This window comes from Paenibacillus jilunlii, assembly GCF_900102965.1.
In the GTDB taxonomy this organism is placed as follows: domain Bacteria; phylum Bacillota; class Bacilli; order Paenibacillales; family Paenibacillaceae; genus Paenibacillus_AQ; species Paenibacillus_AQ jilunlii.
The window spans coordinates 260,163-275,671 of record NZ_FNGM01000005.1 but is presented as its reverse complement, the minus strand read 5'-3'; the positions used below and the strand labels follow the sequence as shown (position 1 = coordinate 275,671).

Annotated in this window: 15 protein-coding genes and 1 other RNA gene; 13 read left to right on the top strand and 3 right to left on the bottom strand. The window is 53.7% G+C overall.

Annotated features, from left to right (window positions below):
- Positions 1-53: 53 nt before the first annotated feature.
- The 4 genes from BLQ82_RS11915 (at position 54) to rnpB (ending at position 3,220) form a co-directional block, all read left to right on the top strand.
- A complete protein-coding gene (locus BLQ82_RS11915) occupies positions 54-878 on the top strand; it encodes a hypothetical protein (protein WP_062526951.1) in 825 nt (274 codons plus the stop codon).
- On the top strand, positions 875-1,651 hold the full coding sequence (locus BLQ82_RS11910; protein WP_062526953.1) for a tRNA (adenine(22)-N(1))-methyltransferase: 777 nt from the start codon (positions 875-877) through the stop codon (positions 1,649-1,651). The genes BLQ82_RS11915 and BLQ82_RS11910 overlap by 4 nt, the downstream gene beginning before the upstream one ends.
- The gene (locus BLQ82_RS11905) at positions 1,627-2,742 is read left to right on the top strand and encodes a Nif3-like dinuclear metal center hexameric protein (protein WP_062526955.1); all 1,116 of its coding nucleotides are present in this window, start codon (positions 1,627-1,629) and stop codon (positions 2,740-2,742) included. Before BLQ82_RS11910 ends, BLQ82_RS11905 begins: the two co-directional genes overlap by 25 nt.
- 62 nt (positions 2,743-2,804) lie before the next feature.
- Positions 2,805-3,220, top strand: an RNA gene (gene rnpB / locus BLQ82_RS11900) — RNase P RNA component class A.
- Positions 3,221-3,313: 93 nt separating this feature from the next.
- Here the strand turns inward: rnpB and BLQ82_RS11895 are convergent.
- Positions 3,314-4,549 carry an aminotransferase-like domain-containing protein gene (locus BLQ82_RS11895; protein WP_062526957.1) on the bottom strand — a complete coding sequence of 412 codons (1,236 nt, stop codon included), beginning with the start codon at positions 4,547-4,549 and terminating at the stop codon, positions 3,314-3,316.
- A 92-nt stretch (positions 4,550-4,641) separates the two neighbouring features.
- Between BLQ82_RS11895 and pdxR the strand changes: the two genes are divergently transcribed.
- A complete protein-coding gene (pdxR, locus tag BLQ82_RS11890; RefSeq protein ID WP_062526959.1) occupies positions 4,642-6,111 on the top strand; it encodes a MocR-like pyridoxine biosynthesis transcription factor PdxR in 1,470 nt (489 codons plus the stop codon).
- On the opposite strand, the gene BLQ82_RS11885 is transcribed toward pdxR, so the two are convergent.
- Complete coding sequence (locus BLQ82_RS11885; RefSeq protein ID WP_062526961.1) at positions 6,074-7,963, bottom strand: S8 family peptidase; 1,890 nt, start codon at positions 7,961-7,963, stop codon at positions 6,074-6,076. The two genes, pdxR and BLQ82_RS11885, sit on opposite strands and share 38 nt — an antisense overlap.
- 208 nt (positions 7,964-8,171) lie before the next feature.
- Between BLQ82_RS11885 and BLQ82_RS11880 the strand changes: the two genes are divergently transcribed.
- From BLQ82_RS11880 to thiI, 6 genes are all read left to right on the top strand, one after another.
- On the top strand, positions 8,172-8,669 hold the full coding sequence (locus tag BLQ82_RS11880) for a YpuI family protein (RefSeq protein WP_062526963.1): 498 nt from the start codon (positions 8,172-8,174) through the stop codon (positions 8,667-8,669).
- 167 nt (positions 8,670-8,836) lie between these two features.
- A complete protein-coding gene (locus tag BLQ82_RS11875) occupies positions 8,837-9,058 on the top strand; it encodes a DUF1540 domain-containing protein (RefSeq protein ID WP_039837010.1) in 222 nt (73 codons plus the stop codon).
- An 11-nt stretch (positions 9,059-9,069) separates the two neighbouring features.
- Complete coding sequence (locus BLQ82_RS11870) at positions 9,070-9,471, top strand: hypothetical protein (protein ID WP_062526965.1); 402 nt, start codon at positions 9,070-9,072, stop codon at positions 9,469-9,471.
- Between the two features lie 218 nt (positions 9,472-9,689).
- Positions 9,690-10,400, top strand: a complete 711-nt coding sequence (locus BLQ82_RS11865; RefSeq protein WP_062526967.1) for a lytic transglycosylase domain-containing protein — start codon at positions 9,690-9,692, stop codon at positions 10,398-10,400.
- A 126-nt stretch (positions 10,401-10,526) separates the two neighbouring features.
- Entirely contained in the window at positions 10,527-11,678 is a 1,152-nt protein-coding gene (locus tag BLQ82_RS11860; RefSeq protein ID WP_062526969.1) for a cysteine desulfurase family protein, read from the top strand.
- Between the two features lie 75 nt (positions 11,679-11,753).
- Positions 11,754-12,980 carry a tRNA uracil 4-sulfurtransferase ThiI gene (gene thiI, locus BLQ82_RS11855; RefSeq protein WP_062527777.1) on the top strand — a complete coding sequence of 409 codons (1,227 nt, stop codon included), beginning with the start codon at positions 11,754-11,756 and terminating at the stop codon, positions 12,978-12,980.
- A gap of 284 nt (positions 12,981-13,264) precedes the next feature.
- On the opposite strand, the gene BLQ82_RS11850 is transcribed toward thiI, so the two are convergent.
- On the bottom strand, positions 13,265-13,954 hold the full coding sequence (locus BLQ82_RS11850; RefSeq protein ID WP_062526971.1) for a TerC family protein: 690 nt from the start codon (positions 13,952-13,954) through the stop codon (positions 13,265-13,267).
- A 160-nt stretch (positions 13,955-14,114) separates the two neighbouring features.
- On the opposite strand from BLQ82_RS11850, the gene BLQ82_RS11845 reads away from it, so the two are divergent.
- Both BLQ82_RS11845 and BLQ82_RS11840 read left to right on the top strand, forming a co-directional pair.
- Complete coding sequence (locus BLQ82_RS11845; RefSeq protein WP_062526973.1) at positions 14,115-14,774, top strand: TerC family protein; 660 nt, start codon at positions 14,115-14,117, stop codon at positions 14,772-14,774.
- 217 nt (positions 14,775-14,991) lie between these two features.
- On the top strand, positions 14,992-15,504 hold the full coding sequence (locus tag BLQ82_RS11840; RefSeq protein ID WP_062526975.1) for a hypothetical protein: 513 nt from the start codon (positions 14,992-14,994) through the stop codon (positions 15,502-15,504).
- The last annotated feature ends 5 nt before the right edge of the window (positions 15,505-15,509 follow it).

Below are 15,509 nucleotides of genomic sequence, written 5' to 3'. Positions count from 1 at the left end.
AGGAGGTCCTTTTAGCTTAGGCCGGAGTCAAGGTCCGAAAGAGGGATGAGCCGTTGAATTTGGAAAAACGTGAAATTATTTTAAGAGAAATTCAGTACTGGAGAAGAAGCAAGGTTTTGCCGGAGCAGTATTGCGATTTCCTGAGCAACCTCTATGATGATGAGGCCGGGGTGAAGGACAGCAATCCGATTTCGCTCCGTAATCTTCAGCAGGGAAGCATCAAAATATGGCTGTTTGGTTTTGGAATTATTTCCTTGATTTTCTTGATTAGTCTTTATTTTAGCGTTTTTCCCTGGCCATTGCAACTTGCTACCGCACTTTGTGTCCTGATTGTTTGTTATGGCTACTCATACATTTACCGGGACCGGAACAACATGATCAGCCTCGTGCTGGCGGGGGCCGGAAGCGTGCTGACACTGGGCTTCGGATTATGGCTTATTGCACTGCATGATCTTGATCCCGATTTCTGGCGGCCACTGCTGATTGCAGGCTGCGGCTTGCTGTGGGTCGTTCTCGGATTTTTTCTGCGGATCAGCCTTTTGCATTTCTGCGGCTTTGCCTTTTGGGCATTGCTGTATGCAGGGTTCTTCGGGCAGCAGCGGCCGGATGCCTCCATTCTTGAACTGGAGCTGCTGTATCTGCCGCTCTGCGTGCTGATGGTATGGCTGAGCTGGCTGCTGCATCACCGGGTGAATGGTGTTTCCGGAGTCTACCTGGGCGTAGGTGTCTCACTCTGGATTATGCCTGAAATTGACGCTTTGCTGCTGAGACAGGATTTTCCCCAGTGGGTTTCGCTAATACTGATATTGAAGATTGCGGCAGGTCTTGCCCTGCTGTTTATTTTCCGCAAAAAATGGATAACGTGGGTGACCTCATGAATAACAATAAATTATCAAACCGGCTTCAGCTTGTGCTGGAGCAGATTCCGCCGGGCAGCATTGTCGCTGATATCGGCTCTGACCATGCCCTGCTGCCTGTAGCGGCTGTAGCGAGCGGCCGGGCACCTTCTGCCGTTGCCGGAGAAGTGAACCCGGGACCGTTCGAAGCCGCCCGCAGGGGGGTAGCAGAGGCTGGACTGGGGAAGGTGATTGCCGTCCGCCGCGGAGACGGGCTTGAAGTACTGGAGCCAGGGGAAGCCGATTGTATTACCATCGCCGGGATGGGAGGCGCGCTGATTGCCTCGATTCTGGACCGGGGCTTAAGCCTCGGCAAGCTTGAAGGCGTGAAGACACTGGCGCTTCAGCCGAATGTCGGTGAGGATATTTTGCGCCGCTGGCTGTTGAACCATGGCTGGGTGCTTACCGCCGAGCATATCCTGGAGGAAGACGGCAAGATTTATGAAATTCTGACCGCCGTCAGGGAAGAGGCTGCTGAAGGAATCACAAATGAGCTGTTGTACCGTGATTTGCAGCTGGCCGGAGGAACGGTGTGTGACCGTGAGCTGCTGCTGGAGATGGGACCATGGCTGCTGCAATCGCCGAATGCAACGTTCTTCGCCAAATGGCAAGGAGAGATTGCCAAGCTGCAGGGAATTCTGACTTCGCTGTCCCGTTCCGGACAGGCCTCGGCAGAGGAAAGACGCAATCAGATCTCGGCGCAGATCAACCGAATAGTGGAGGTGCTGGCATGTTTGCCAAAGGACAAACTGTAATCGGATATATGGAGCAGCTTGCCCCCAAACATTTGGCGGAGGAATGGGACAACGTCGGGCTGCAGCTTGGTTCTCTGCAGAAGGAGATTACCGGTGTTCTTGTGGCGCTTGATGTCAATGAAGCGGTCGTGGATGAAGCGATAACACAGGGCTGCAATCTGATCATCGCCCACCATGCGATTATTTTCCGTCCGATTAAGGGAATTCAGACCGATACCCCTATGGGCAAGCTCTATGAGAAGCTGATCAAAAACGATATTGCTGTCTATATCAGCCATACGAATCTGGATGTGGCCGAAGGCGGCATGAACGATTGGATGGCGGAAGCCCTGGGCATCCTGGAGGGTGCGCCGATAAAGGATATCCATACCGAGCAGCTGTCCAAGCTGGTGGTATTTGTGCCGAAGGACCACCACCAGAAGGTGCTGGATGCCATCCTGAACGCCGGTGCGGGCTGGATCGGCAATTACAGCCACTGCAGCTTCAATATTGAAGGCTATGGAACCTTCATCCCGAGAGAGGGATCGGACCCTTACCTTGGTGAGAAGGGCAAGCTGGAGCGTGCTGAGGAGGTCCGCATTGAAACGATTGTGCCACAGCCGATCCGGAATAAAGTCGTGCAGGCAATGCTGAAGGCCCATCCTTACGAAGAAGTGGCTTATGATCTTTATTCCATGGACTTGAAGGGCCGCAGTTTCGGGCTGGGCCGGGTAGGGAAGCTTAAGGAGCCGGTGACTTTGGGGCAATTCGTTGAGACGGTTAAAAGCGGACTTCAGGTCGACCATGTTCGTGTCGTTGGGGATTTGAACCGGCCTATCCGCAAAGCAGCTGTAATGGGAGGTTCCGGGGCGAAGTATTACAACAGCGCCATCTTCAAAGGAGCGGACGTGCTCGTGACCGGGGACATTGACTATCACACGGCACAGGATGCATTTCTGGCGGGCATTACGCTGATTGATCCGGGACACAATGCGGAAAAGATTATGAAAGTGAAAGTAGCTGAGTGGATCACTGCTAAGCTGAACGAGCATAAATACCAAACCGCTGTACATGCCTCTGAGGTGAACACGGAGCCGTTTGCTTTTCTCTAATTCCCTCTTATTTACACTTGTGCCGCAGGATGCAAGTCTGTATAATATACAATGTTGATCGGAAAGTTTGACAGACAATCGCCGGCGCGCGTGAAGACGCCGCGGGAGGAAAGTCCGGGCTCCACAAGGCAGGGTGCTGGATAACGTCCAGTCGGCGCGAGCCGAAGGATAGTGCCACAGAAATGGACCGCCGATGGCCGCTTTCGGGCGGCACAGGCAAGGATGGAACCGAGGTGTAAGAGACCCCGAGGAACGCTGGTGACTTCGTTCCTGGTAAACCCCATCTGGAGCAAGACCTAATGAGACGCAGCTTCTCCTTAACCGGAAGAAGCAGCCTTCGCCTGAGGCGCGTCTAGGTTGGTCGCTGGAGCTGTGCAGTAATGTACGGCCTAGATAGATGATTGTCGCTTATGGTGGGAGGGTAGTTCCCGTTCGAACCACGACGAGCACAGAACCCGGCTTACGGCAAACTTTCCTAACTGACAACTTGTTGGCAATAATGTTGAATTGAACTGGCGTAATCATAAGACAGCGGCCCTCCTCGGAGGGCCGCTTTTAGGTATGCAATGGGTTATTTTGCTTGAGGAATCTGCTGCGGAATTTCTTTACTCCGGGAGTAAATCTTCAGAGCCTCGTCCAGCCGCTGCACCGCAGTCTGCATCAGCGCAGGAGGGGTATGCGTGAAATTAAGCCGCATCGTATTCCTCCGCGGCTGCTCGGAATAGAACACCTCGCCAGGTACAAAAGCTACCCCTTGCTCTACGGCATAAGGAAGCAGCTCTGCGGCGTTAACAGGTTCAGCCAGGGTCAGCCACAGGAACATGCCGCCGCGCGGCTCAAGAAAATATGTGCCTTCCCAGCTGCGGGACGCCAGTTCGCCGGAGAGCAGTTTCATCCGTGAATGGTATTCTCGGGAAATCAGGCGGATATGCCCCTCAAGGTCAAAGGTCTGCAGCAGTTCAGCCAGTGCCCGCTGGTCAATGGTGCTGGAATGCAAATCAGCAGCCTGCTTGGCTTTGGCGATCACCCGGATCAATTCAGGGGGGCCGATGATCCAGCCGGTGCGCACTCCCGGAGCAACAATCTTGGAGAAGGTTCCTGTGTAGACCACACAGGATTCGCCTTCGCCGCTTCGGTCAATCGCTGCCAGCGTAGGGGGATAAGCGCCTGGGGATTCATCGAAGGCGATTTCGCCATACGGATTGTCTTCGAGAATGAGCACCTCATAGCGCCGGCATAAATCTACAATCTGTTCACGGCGTTCTCTGCTCCAGGTGGCTCCGGACGGATTGTTAAAGGTAGGTACAGCATACAGCAGCTTGGGGCGCCGTATGCGCAGCTGCTCTTCCAAGTGATCCGGCAGTATGCCGTGCTCATCGCTCTGGACCGTGTGAATCGCGGCCCGGTAAGAGCCAAGCACTTGCAGCGCAGCCAGATAAGTTGGCGCTTCAACAAGCACGGCATCGCCGGGGTCCAGCATAATTTTGCACAGCAGGTCCAGCGCCTGCTGCGAGCCCGTAGTCAGAATCATATCGGAAGAGGATACCGGAATGCCTTGCCCGGTCAGCCTCGCGGCGAGTTGTTCCCGCAGCGGCAGGTAGCCTTCAGTCAAGCCGTACTGAAGGGCTGAAGTATCAGCAGAGAGTGCCCTGGCATAGGCATCGCGGACAGCCTGCATTGGAAACAGCTCCTCACCGGGAAGTCCTCCGGCCAAAGAGATGATGTCTTTGCCCTGAGTAACCTTCAGAATTTCACGGACTGCTGAAGATCCCAGATGATCCGCTGTTGTAGAAAAATTTATCTTCATAAAAAGTACCCCGCTCTTGGTTTTTGTTGTATCATAACGGCATAGCGGTATAACAGTAAAGCGGTGAATATAACAGTTGGGAGGACGGAAAAATGCATATCGATTTGCTTCGCAGCGGCAGCAAACCTTTGCCGCAGCAGATCAGCGATACGCTGGCCCAGCGGATTACTTCCGGGCTGCTGCAGCCGGGCTTCCGCCTGCCTTCTGTCAGAAGTCTGGCAGCCACGCTGAAGGTAAGCCAGGTCACTGTGAGCAAGGCCTACGCCGATCTGGAGAAGAAGGGACATCTCATATGCAGCCAGGGCAAAGGCTGCTTTGTAGCGGAGCATGAGCGGAGCGGGCCCGGGAATGGTGCAGACTGGCGGGACGGTTACGATGATTATTTGCCGCGCGCTCAGCTCTGGCGCAATTTCGGTTACTCTGAGGTGAAGTATCCGTTCCATCTGGCAGCCATTCACGGCGAACTTCTTCCACTGGAGCCTATTGGTACAACTATGGCTGAACTGGTAACAGGCCAGCCCGAACTGATGGCATCCTACGGTAATTTCCAGGGCGACCCGGAGCTGCGGGAGATCATGCGCAGGCATTTGCAGCCGCGCGGCATTCATCTCAGCGCTGATGATCTGATGATTACCAGCGGTACACAGCAGGGAATCGATCTGGTGGCCCGGACGTTTGTCGGTCCCGGAGATACCGTCTACCTGGAAGCTCCGAGCTATACCGGCGCGATTGACGTATTCGCCGGAAGAGGGGCAGAGATGATTTTCGTGCCGATGGATCATGAGGGGATGCGTGTGGATGTGCTGACCAGGTTATGCGATGCCAGGCCGCCCAAACTGATCTATACAAACCCAACCTTCCAGAATCCGAGCGGCGTCACAATGAGCATGACAAGAAGACAGCGGCTGCTGGAGCTTGCCCGCAGCTACCGCTGTCTCATTGTAGAGGATGATCCGTTCAGTGACCTGTATTTCCGCACGCCCCCACCCCCTCCGATCAAATCGATGGATGAGGACGGGCATGTGGTATATATGAAAAGCTTCAGCAAAGTGATCGCCCCGGGCTGCCGGATTGCCTGTGTTGCAGCCGAGGGCAATATCCTCTCCAGACTGATTGCCGCCAAGTCGGCCAGTGATCTGGGCAGTCCGCTGCTGACGCAAGGTGCGGTGCTTCCGTTCATTGCGCGCAAGTACGAGGACTATGCCCGTACGCTCCGGGCTGCTCTGCGGAGGCGCATGGAGAAGGCGGCCAGGCTGCTGAAGCAGTACGCCCCGCCGGGTGTGACCTGGGTTCTGCCTGAAGGGGGGCTGAACCTTTGGCTGCAGCTTCCATCGGCTTCCGGCATTGCACAGCTGCATGAGCTGGCGGAGCAGGAGGGCATTTCTTTTCTCCCCGGAGATGTGTGTTACGCCGGGGATCTGCCCTCACGGCATATCCGCCTGTGCTATTCGCAAATGACGGAAGCAGACATGGAGCGGGGACTACGGCTGTTCCTGAGCCTCCTGGACAAGCACCTCCGCTCATTTAATAGCCGTTCTCCAGGCTCTGCCGGAGGGTTTTGAGCTGGCGGCCGACATGCTGCGGGAACAGCTGCAGCGGAACCTCGCCTCCGCCTGCGGCCTGCAGCGTCTTGTAGATATCTACCTGGCCCCAGCCGTAATATTTATCCTGCCCGGGGTCCCCGAGATCCACGGCATTGGAGGTCATCAGCGCCATGACTTCTTTATTCGTCAGAGCAGGGTTCAGGGAACGTACCAGTCCGGCCAGTGCCGCAACATGAGGACTGGCCATGGAGGTGCCGGACAGCGCCGCATACTGGTTATCAGGGTAGGTGCTGGCGATGCTCTCCCCGGGAGCGGCAACATCAATATAGTCGCCGTAATTGGAAAAGGAGGCTTTTTCGCCATTGGCACTGGTCGCTGCGACTGCAAGCACTTCCGGATAGGCGGCAGGGTACCCCGGACGCTCCGTGTTGTCATTCCCGGCAGCGGACACAACCACTACATCGCGGTCATAGGCGTATTTAATCGCATCATGCAGGAACTGTGAATCGGCATAATTGCCCAGACTGAGGTTAATGACTTTGGCGCCTTTGTCGGCTGCCCAGATGATCCCCTCGGCAACGGAATAGGTGGTTCCTGCCCCCGAGTTGTCGAGCGCTTTTACCGGAAGGATCTTGTTGTACCAGCTGATGCCGGCCACACCTTCTCCGTTATTGGTCAGTGCACCGATAATTCCGGCAACATGGGTGCCATGCCCTACGTCGTCATCCGGCGGCGAAGTGTTCGTAATGGCATTATATCCGGCAAGCAGCTGGCCTTTGAGGTCAGGATGGCTGGCCTGCACACCGGTATCCACGACCGCTACAATGACCTCTTTGCTGCCTTTGGACAGATTCCAGCCCTGTTCGGTTTCGATAGCCGGCAGATTCCATTGGTAAGTAGAGAACAGCAGATCATTTGGCGTAATTACTGCAGCTCCGGTATTTTCGCCCACGGTATCATTGGTTAAATACATATAGTGGGGTTCTGTATATTGCGGGTGCCACTTATGGTCAAAATAAGCTTTTAGCTGAGTGTAATTCATCTTCCCGGAGCGGAAAATGTAGGCGTAGCCCAGCTTGCGCGGCTTCTTGCAGCGGATATCGGCGGCGATGGTCTGCAGCTGTCCGGCGGTGGGATGGCCGTTTTTGAAGCGGACGACGATCTCATTTTCGTAATAATGGCTGGCATTCTCATTATCGTGGCCGGTCTTGACGGTGAGCTCCTTCAGGGTATCCGCATGAATGGATTCCACCCGGTATGTCCCTTCCTTCGGATAGGGGATCAGCCGCAGGTTTTTGAGCTGATGCTGGGCCACCCGGTCGAGAATCTTCTGATTGATCAAAGCGATGACCCCATAATGTCCCTCCCGGTCGCGCTGGGCTGTGAAATAATATTTTTTATTGCCGATGATAAAGGAAGGAGACTCGTAGCTTTGATGCCTCTGGATGGCCGTTTTTGCGGTGCTCAGGTACTTCAGCAGCTGTTTATTCTCCCGGTCGCTTCCTTCAGGAAAAGAGGATTTGAACGTACTGGACTGCTTCGTGCGGAAATCAATCCACATCAGCATGGCAATATGTCCGTGTCCCTGCTGCAGCTGTTTGGCATATGCTGAAATATCCTCGGGCGTTTTGCCATCCGTCTCGGATAACATGGTCCGCAAATGCCTGCTGACATCTGTTCTGTTCAGACGGTCGGTGGAGCTGACATCCTGGGTAAGGGCCGTTTTTTTAATGGTTTTTTCCTGTGACGGGTTCGGTACGGCGGCTTGTCTCAGCGCTGGACCTCCATCCGGCCGAAGCGTGTACGTGAACACGGCTATAGTAAAAGCGGCGGTAATCAAACCGGCTATCATTGCATTTTTGCGTGACATATTCTCCGCTCCTTCATGGCATTGTATAGCTGTAGGTTTAGGAGAGCGCGCAGGTTTTATGCATTTGAGAAAAGGATACCGTCGTCCAAGGTTTTATGTTAATATCAGAAAGTAAGTGCTTACGATGTAAAAGCACTTGGAAATGCCTCGCTGTGATTGTATGGATTACAACTACAAGAGCTAGGACTAATAAGGGGGAGCAATCGCCATGTCAGCAGCCAATGTGCAGAAATTGTGTGAAACGACGAGAGAAAAGCTTAAATCCGTAATCGGAAAAATGGAAATATTCCTGAATCAAAATGCGCTGCCGCAACTGGTCACAGAGGATGATGAGGAAACGCTGCTCTTTTATCAGGGCTTTTTGTCCGATCTCCGCCATTTGCTGGTGTTCTCGGAAATGTCATATGAGAAACTTGGGGTTGCCCTGCGCCGTGCCACTTTTGATGATGCATTTGCGCAAAAAGCCCTTTATAACGTATACCACTTTGGTGTAAACAACTTCTTTTATCCCAAAAATGAAAGTTATTCCGAAGACGGACGTTATGCCTACACGGGCCAGGATGCGATCCGTTTCCGCAAAAAGCCGGTCCGTCCGGCACGGGATATTATCTTGGATATTACCAAGGTTTATGAAGAACTGCGGGATGACCTCAGTTATTATGAAAATGATTATTTGACCGAAAAACGCATGCAGAATCAGGTATAACCTGAGTTCAGCTGCTCCGGCTCCAGAAGATCGCATTTGCCATGGTTATGGCGGATGCGGTCTTTTTTTGTTTTTCGCCGCTAAGGAAGCCTGTGACGTTGAATTGGAAACCCTTGTGCAGCATAGGGGGCGCTTACTGCGGACATAATGAAGCCGAGGTGATAACTATGACAACCGCAAAAACGCTTGTAAAATGCAGTGTGAGCAACTGTCATTATTGGGGAGAACAGAACTTGTGCCGTGCAGACGAAATACTCATTGAAATCGACAAGCATTCGGGCAACGCCTTCAAGGAAGAATACGCCGAAGAAATGACTGAGCGGGGCCATCACGATTACGCCGGTAATTCTTCTGCTACCTGTTGTCTGACGTTCAAGCCTAACGATTAGGGGGACGCGCTATGGACAAGCAAAGTGATGACTCCAATCTGGACCGCTATCAGCGCAGAAAAATTGTCCTGCGTCCGCGCCGTGTAGATTACCCCCGCCGCGACAAAGCGCATAATGAGGAATACGCCGCTGAAATCAGCCCGCTGCCCAGTCATGTGCACAGAGGACAAATCAATGGGGCAGAAGCCAATACAGAGACAGGGACCAGCAGTGAAAGCCGCTCCATTGGTTATGTAGGCTTAGGCTTTGGAGTAGTTTCTTTATTTATCTGGTCGATTATTATGGGACCCATTGCTGCAGTCCTTGGCTATTATGCATATGCCAGGGGGCAAAAAACAGCCGGTGCCTGGGCCATGGGACTGGGGATTGTCTCTACACTCAGCTATTTTGTCATGATTCCTTTTGCCCGGTAGACGCCTTAGCAGCCGTAAATCCAGATTCAAAACAGGCTTTCAGACCTATCTATGCAGGTCTGAAGTCTGTTTTTGCCTGTCCGTATATAGCAATTGCTCCGAGAAAATTGTAAAATAAAGGCGTATTTTAATTTTTCACGACCAAACCCGAATATCACTTATCAAGTTCAGTTCACTATACACATTTAAAACAACCCCTGAAAGAAGGAATGCTCAGCATGGCGATCAACCCCGCAGCTGGAACCGGAACCGGGCAGCTGAAATGGATTAACCTGCGAAGTTCCTCCCAAGTTAACAACGGGACGGATAACGGAAAACCGGAAGTGACAGGAAGCTCATCGGCAGAATTTGCCGCACTCCTGCAGGAGCTGGCGCTCCAGAATACCAGCGGAAACTCCGGCAGTCCGGCAGCTTCGCTTGACAGCTCTTCCCTAAGCGGACTGCTGTGGCAGCAGCTTGGAGGAATGGATGAAGCCTACAACGCCATTTCCGGGGAAATAACGGAGACCAAACCTACGGATTATGAAGAGCTGATTCAAAATGCCAGCGCGAAATACGGAGTTCCCGTTGATCTGATCAAAGCTGTCATCGACACGGAATCTTCCTTCAATCCCAATGTTGTGTCTTCAGCCGGAGCCAAAGGGCTTATGCAGCTGATGGATGGAACGGCGAATGGGCTGGGCGTATCCGACCCCTTTGACCCGGCTCAGAGCATCGACGGCGGAGTACGTTATCTGTCTTATCAACTGAAACGGTATAATGGACAGGAGAACATGGCGCTTGCCGCATACAATGCCGGACCCGGACGGGTGAACAAGCTTGGAGTAAGCAATGACCTGGAGCTGATGGCCAATCTGTCGCAGCTTCCGGAGGAGACGCAGGCCTATATCGGCAAAATAGAACGCGCCCGCGCCAAATACGCGGTATAATAAAAAGGATCAAACGGGTATACCCTTTAACCACAGAGGTGGCAAAGGACCGTTTGATCCTTTTTCGCCATTATGGGGATGCCTGCAAGGTGAACAAGCAGAAGACGCAAAGGAGACTTCCGATATATGCTTTACTGGGATTACGCTGCTGCTGCCCCGCCGTACGATGAAGTCGTGGAGACAGTGGAACAAATTATGAGGCTGCATTATGCCAACCCTTCTTCCCTGCACCGCGCCGGGATGGAAGCGGAGCGGCTCATCACGCGTGCGCGGGAGGTATGCGCAGCCGCACTTGCTGTACAGCCTCACGAAATTTTGTTTACCTCGGGAGCCACCGAGAGCAATAACCTGGCCATCAAAGGCGCCGCCCTGCAGTATCAGGGAAGAGGAAGGCATATCGTGACAACACAGTTGGAGCATCCTTCGGTGTATGAGAGCTGCCGGCAGCTGCGGGAGCTGGGCTGGGAGGTAACTTTTGTCGCACCTGCAAGCACAGGGATAGTGGACCCGGCGGATATAGCCGCTGCCATCCGGCCGGATACCGTGCTTGTGAGTGTCATGCATGTCAATAATGAGATTGGAACGGTGCAGCCGCTGCGGGAGATTGGCCAAGGAATCAAAGCCGTGAACCGCCGGACGCTGTTTCATGTCGATGGAGTGCAGGGGTATGGCAAACTGGAGACACGGCTAAAGGAGTGGCAGGCCGAGCTGTACAGTCTGTCGCCGCACAAAATCCGTGGTCCGCGTGGCACAGGAATACTGGTGGTCCGGGAAGGGACTGCATTATTCCCGCTGCTGACGGGAGGCTCCCATGAACATGGAAACCGTGCCGGAACCGAAAATGTAGCGGGAATTGTTGCTTCCGCCAAGGCTGTGCGAATGAGCGGAGAACGGCGGGAAGACCTGCGCAGACAGCTGATTCCGCTCCGCAACCGGCTGCTGCATTTTATTGCGGCTATGCCTGAGCTTGTCCTGAACAGCCGGGAGGACGGCGCACCACATATTGTTCATTTCTCCTACCCTGGCATGAAGGGCGAGGTGCTCGCGCGCAAGCTGGAGGAGCTCGGAATGACGGTCTCGACCCGTTCCGCGTGTTCTTCGCGGCTTGCTGAACCGAGCCGGATCCTGCTGTCGATGGGCAGAGATGTCCCGGCGGCTCTGGGCGGCATCCGGATCAGTCTCGGGGACATCCATACTGAAGCCGATGCAGCTCTGCTTGAACAAGCCCTGCTGGCTGCTGTACAGTCATTGAAGAAAGCTGAAGGAGGCATGAAATAACGGATGAAAGATATAGAGAACGGGTTCGCGGACGAATCTGGGCCAGGCACCACAAGAAGTATCGAATATGCAGACATGCTGCTGCTGCGGTTCGGAGAGTTTACTTTAAAGGGGAAAAACCGTTCCCGGTTTGAGAAAACCGTGCTGCGCCATGTGAAAGAAATGATCAGGCCTTTTCCCAAGGTGACGTTAAGCAAGGAGTTCGGCCGCATTTACGTACAGTTGAACGGTGAGCCTGCAGAAGAACTGGCCGATGTGCTGCGCAATGTTTTCGGAATTGCTTCGATAAGTCCCGTTAAGGTTTCGCTTTCGGACTTTGATGATATTTTGGCTGTCAGCCAAAACTTTCTTCGGATTGCTGCTCCACCGGCCGGCACAACCTTCAAGGTGAATGTGCGCCGGGTATGGAAGGAGTTTCCTTACGGTTCGATCGAAATGAACAAGCTGATCTCTACACCGCTGCTTCAGAGCTATCCGGGGCTGCTTGTGGACGTGAAGTCGCCGCAGATGGAGCTTAGGATTGAAATCCGCGAGGGGCACACGTACATTTTCTGTGAAAATATCGCCGGTGTCGGAGGTTTTCCGCTCGGTACCAACGGTAAAGCGATGCTGCTGCTGTCCGGCGGTATTGACAGTCCGGTAGCAGGCTGGTCATCCATGCGCCGGGGACTTGAAGTGGAATGTGTCCATTTCTACAGTTTTCCCTATACCAGTGAGCTGGCCAGGCAAAAAGTCGTTGATCTGACCCGGGTATTGTCCCGGTATGCTGGTGTCATCAAACTCCATCTTGTCCCGTTTACTGAGGTGCAAACCTCCTTTACAGGAATTGGGCAGGATAACCTGATAATTACCCTGATGCGCCGGGCCATGCTGAGGATTGCCACACGGCTGGCTGAGCGGGAGGGGGCACTTGCCCTCGTTACAGGCGAAAGTCTGGGGCAGGTTGCCAGCCAGACGCTGTCCAGCATGAACGTCATAGGCCGTGCGACCCCGCTTCCGCTGCTGCGGCCCCTCGTAATGATGGACAAGAGCGAAATCGTGGAGCTCTCCAAAACGGTCGGCACCTACGACCTTTCCATCCTCCCTTACGAGGATTGCTGTACGCTCTTTGTCCCAAAATCACCGACGACCAATCCCAATCTGCGGATCGTCGACAAGATCGAAGCGACCCTTCCTGGTTACAGTGCTCTGCTGGATGCAGCGGTCGCCGGTACGGAAACGGTCACCATAACCCCATACGGGGATGAGAAGCCCAGCGATGTGGTACCGGCGCAAGCCGGGCTGCAGGAAGAATGGTTCTAACCTGAAGCAAGGGGTGCTCCAGACCATGGCGGTCAATGGAGTACCCCTTTTTTGTGAGCAGTGCTAGTTGGAAAAAGGGGCCTTATTTCCCCCACAAATCAACAATTGTGAGAAAAAGTGGAAAAAGGTAACTTAATTGGGCTATATTGCTCAGTTAAGAGCGAAATGAGCTAAATTAGTTATCCTTTTTCCACTTCACCTGCGGGGAACAGGATGCTGGACTGAAATCTATCCAGTCAAGGAGGCTTAGCCGTTTTGTTCTTCACCAGCCGGTCAGTCAGCCGCTATGTGCCGCTATGTGCTGCCTTGCGGTGGTCCCGGACCCGCTTCCAGTGACCTGACGCCAGGATTCCGCCGATCACCAGAATAATGAAAAGAATACGCAGCAGCGGATGCTCCTCCACAAAAGGGGCAATCCGCTTTTCTTCTGTAATCATGCTGGAAGCGGTCAGCCCAAGCACAGCGGAGCCGATATAGATGATCCAGGGATACCGGCCCATCAGCTTAATGAACAGGGTGCTGCCCCAGACTACAATCGGCACGCTAATCAGCAGTCCCAGCACAACCAGTACAATATTGTGGTTGGCTGCCCCGGCAATTGCGATCACATTATCCAGCCCCATGGCCGCATCAGCGATGATAATGGTCCGCACCGCCGCCCATAACGTCCCGCCTGCCTGGATATCGGGCCCGCCGCTGTCTCCGGTCAGCAGCTTATAGGCGATCAGAATGAGCAGCAGGCCGCCGAACAGCAGCAGCCAGGGAATCTTGAGCAGCCAAACTACCAGAATAGTGGCAATAATCCGCAGTACCACAGCCCCGCCTGTGCCCAGCAGGATTGCTTTTTTCTGTGTCCGGCCTTGTAGATTCCGCGCAGCAAGGCCAATGACAATGGCATTGTCACCAGCCAGAATCAGATCCAGAAAGATAATATTCAGCAGCGGCAATATGAAATCCGGAACGGATGTGTTCAAGAGTGGGTCACTCCTATTAGAGTTTTCTGAACTGTATAGTGTTGTATACGCTAAAAAAGCGCCGGACATTCCCCCTTTGGAAAAAAGCCTCTGCCTGTAGCATAGCTTGCCCTGCTTGGACATACATGTAAATACATGCAGTTCGGGGAGGCTGAGGTCCATGGAATCTTTATTGCTGCTTGGTGAGATCCTGATGATCAATCTTGTGCTGAGCGGAGATAACGCAATGGTCATTGCTATGGCCAGTAAAAATTTGCCGGAGCATCACCGCAAGCTGGCGGTCTGGTGGGGAGCCGCCGGTGCTGTCGCGCTGCGCTGCCTGCTCACCTTTGCCGCAGTGCTGCTGCTTAAGGTCCCTTATATTGAAGCCGGCGGGGGAATCCTGCTGCTATGGATCGCGTTCAAGCTGCTGCTGGAGGAAGAAGAGAACATCCGGGTGGAAGAGAGCTCAACCGTATGGAAATCCGTGCGCACCATTCTGCTGGCAGACTTTATTATGAGCCTGGATAATGTGCTGGCCATCGCAGGTGTCGCCAAAGGCGATCTCGCTCTGGTTGTAATTGGTATTGCTCTCAGTATTCCGATTGTGGTGTGGGGCAGCGGAATCATTGTGGGCTGGCTGCACCGGCTTCCCGTCCTGACCTATATTGGCGCCTATATCCTCGCCTACACGGCGGGGGATATGCTGCTTCAGGACGCCAAGTTTGGTGCGGTGATTTCCTTCCTGCTGCCGTCCCTTCATTCGCTGCTGCCGCTGCTGCTTGGAATCATCGTGGTTCTGTCGGGTGTATTCAAGCGCAGGCCTTTATCGGCAAAGTGAAATCCGGGAATGTGAAATCCGGGAATGAATAGAGGCTGAACCAGAGCTGCCGCAGCTTTGGCCCAGCCTCTTTGGCATGGCTGCCCAAAACAAAGAAGAATGATGGTGTTTTATTTATTTTTCAGATAAAATATAAAGAGAATCCTGTCACGTGCTTGTGTGGTTCAGTGACGGGGCTGAGAGAAAAGACGTGAATTTTTGAAGGGATGGGTGAAATATGTCTTCCAAAAACGATGCAAAACTGGGTATATTTATCCTCGCCGCCGGCATAGTGATTCTGTTCGGAAAGCTGGGGGTGTTCGGATTTCTCGGGCGGGCGCTGTGGCCGCTTGTGATTCTGGTACCCGGCCTGTTCCTGCATGTGCTTTTCTTCAGCCGCCGGGCTCCGGCATCGGTGCTGCTGCCCGCTGGGATTCTGACCGTATACGGGCTGCTTCTGGGTTTGTGCAACACCTGGGGCTGGGGACTGATGTCTCATCTGTGGCCGCTGCTGCTGCTGGGCATCGCCGTCGGGCTATACGAATATTCGATCTATTCCCCGGGGAGAAACGGCGGACTTACCACATCAGCCGTCATTCTGGGTCTGCTTAGTGTAGTGCTGCTGGTCTTCAGCATGCTTGGAACGGGAGCGCTCTATGTACTGGGGGCCATACTGATTGCAGCGGGAGCTTGGCTGATCTTCGGACGCGGCAAACCGGGAGGCCGCAACAAGTGGAACGGAGGCTGGTAAGCCAG

Bases quoted from the DNA above. Each gene is read 5' to 3' on its own strand.
- BLQ82_RS11885 (WP_062526961.1), bottom strand. From the start codon at position 7,963: ATGTCACGCAAAAATGCAATGATAGCCGGTTTGATTACCGCCGCTTTT.
- BLQ82_RS11840 (WP_062526975.1), top strand. From the start codon at position 14,992: ATGTCTTCCAAAAACGATGCAAAACTGGGTATATTTATCCTCGCCGCC.
- BLQ82_RS11880 (WP_062526963.1), top strand. From the start codon at position 8,172: ATGTCAGCAGCCAATGTGCAGAAATTGTGTGAAACGACGAGAGAAAAG.
- thiI (WP_062527777.1), top strand. From the start codon at position 11,754: ATGCTGCTGCTGCGGTTCGGAGAGTTTACTTTAAAGGGGAAAAACCGT.
- BLQ82_RS11910 (WP_062526953.1), top strand. From the start codon at position 875: ATGAATAACAATAAATTATCAAACCGGCTTCAGCTTGTGCTGGAGCAG.
- BLQ82_RS11905 (WP_062526955.1), top strand. From the start codon at position 1,627: ATGTTTGCCAAAGGACAAACTGTAATCGGATATATGGAGCAGCTTGCC.
- BLQ82_RS11870 (WP_062526965.1), top strand. From the start codon at position 9,070: ATGGACAAGCAAAGTGATGACTCCAATCTGGACCGCTATCAGCGCAGA.
- pdxR (WP_062526959.1), top strand. From the start codon at position 4,642: ATGCATATCGATTTGCTTCGCAGCGGCAGCAAACCTTTGCCGCAGCAG.
- BLQ82_RS11875 (WP_039837010.1), top strand. From the start codon at position 8,837: ATGACAACCGCAAAAACGCTTGTAAAATGCAGTGTGAGCAACTGTCAT.
- BLQ82_RS11895 (WP_062526957.1), bottom strand. From the start codon at position 4,549: ATGAAGATAAATTTTTCTACAACAGCGGATCATCTGGGATCTTCAGCA.
- BLQ82_RS11860 (WP_062526969.1), top strand. From the start codon at position 10,527: ATGCTTTACTGGGATTACGCTGCTGCTGCCCCGCCGTACGATGAAGTC.
- BLQ82_RS11845 (WP_062526973.1), top strand. From the start codon at position 14,115: ATGGAATCTTTATTGCTGCTTGGTGAGATCCTGATGATCAATCTTGTG.
- BLQ82_RS11865 (WP_062526967.1), top strand. From the start codon at position 9,690: ATGGCGATCAACCCCGCAGCTGGAACCGGAACCGGGCAGCTGAAATGG.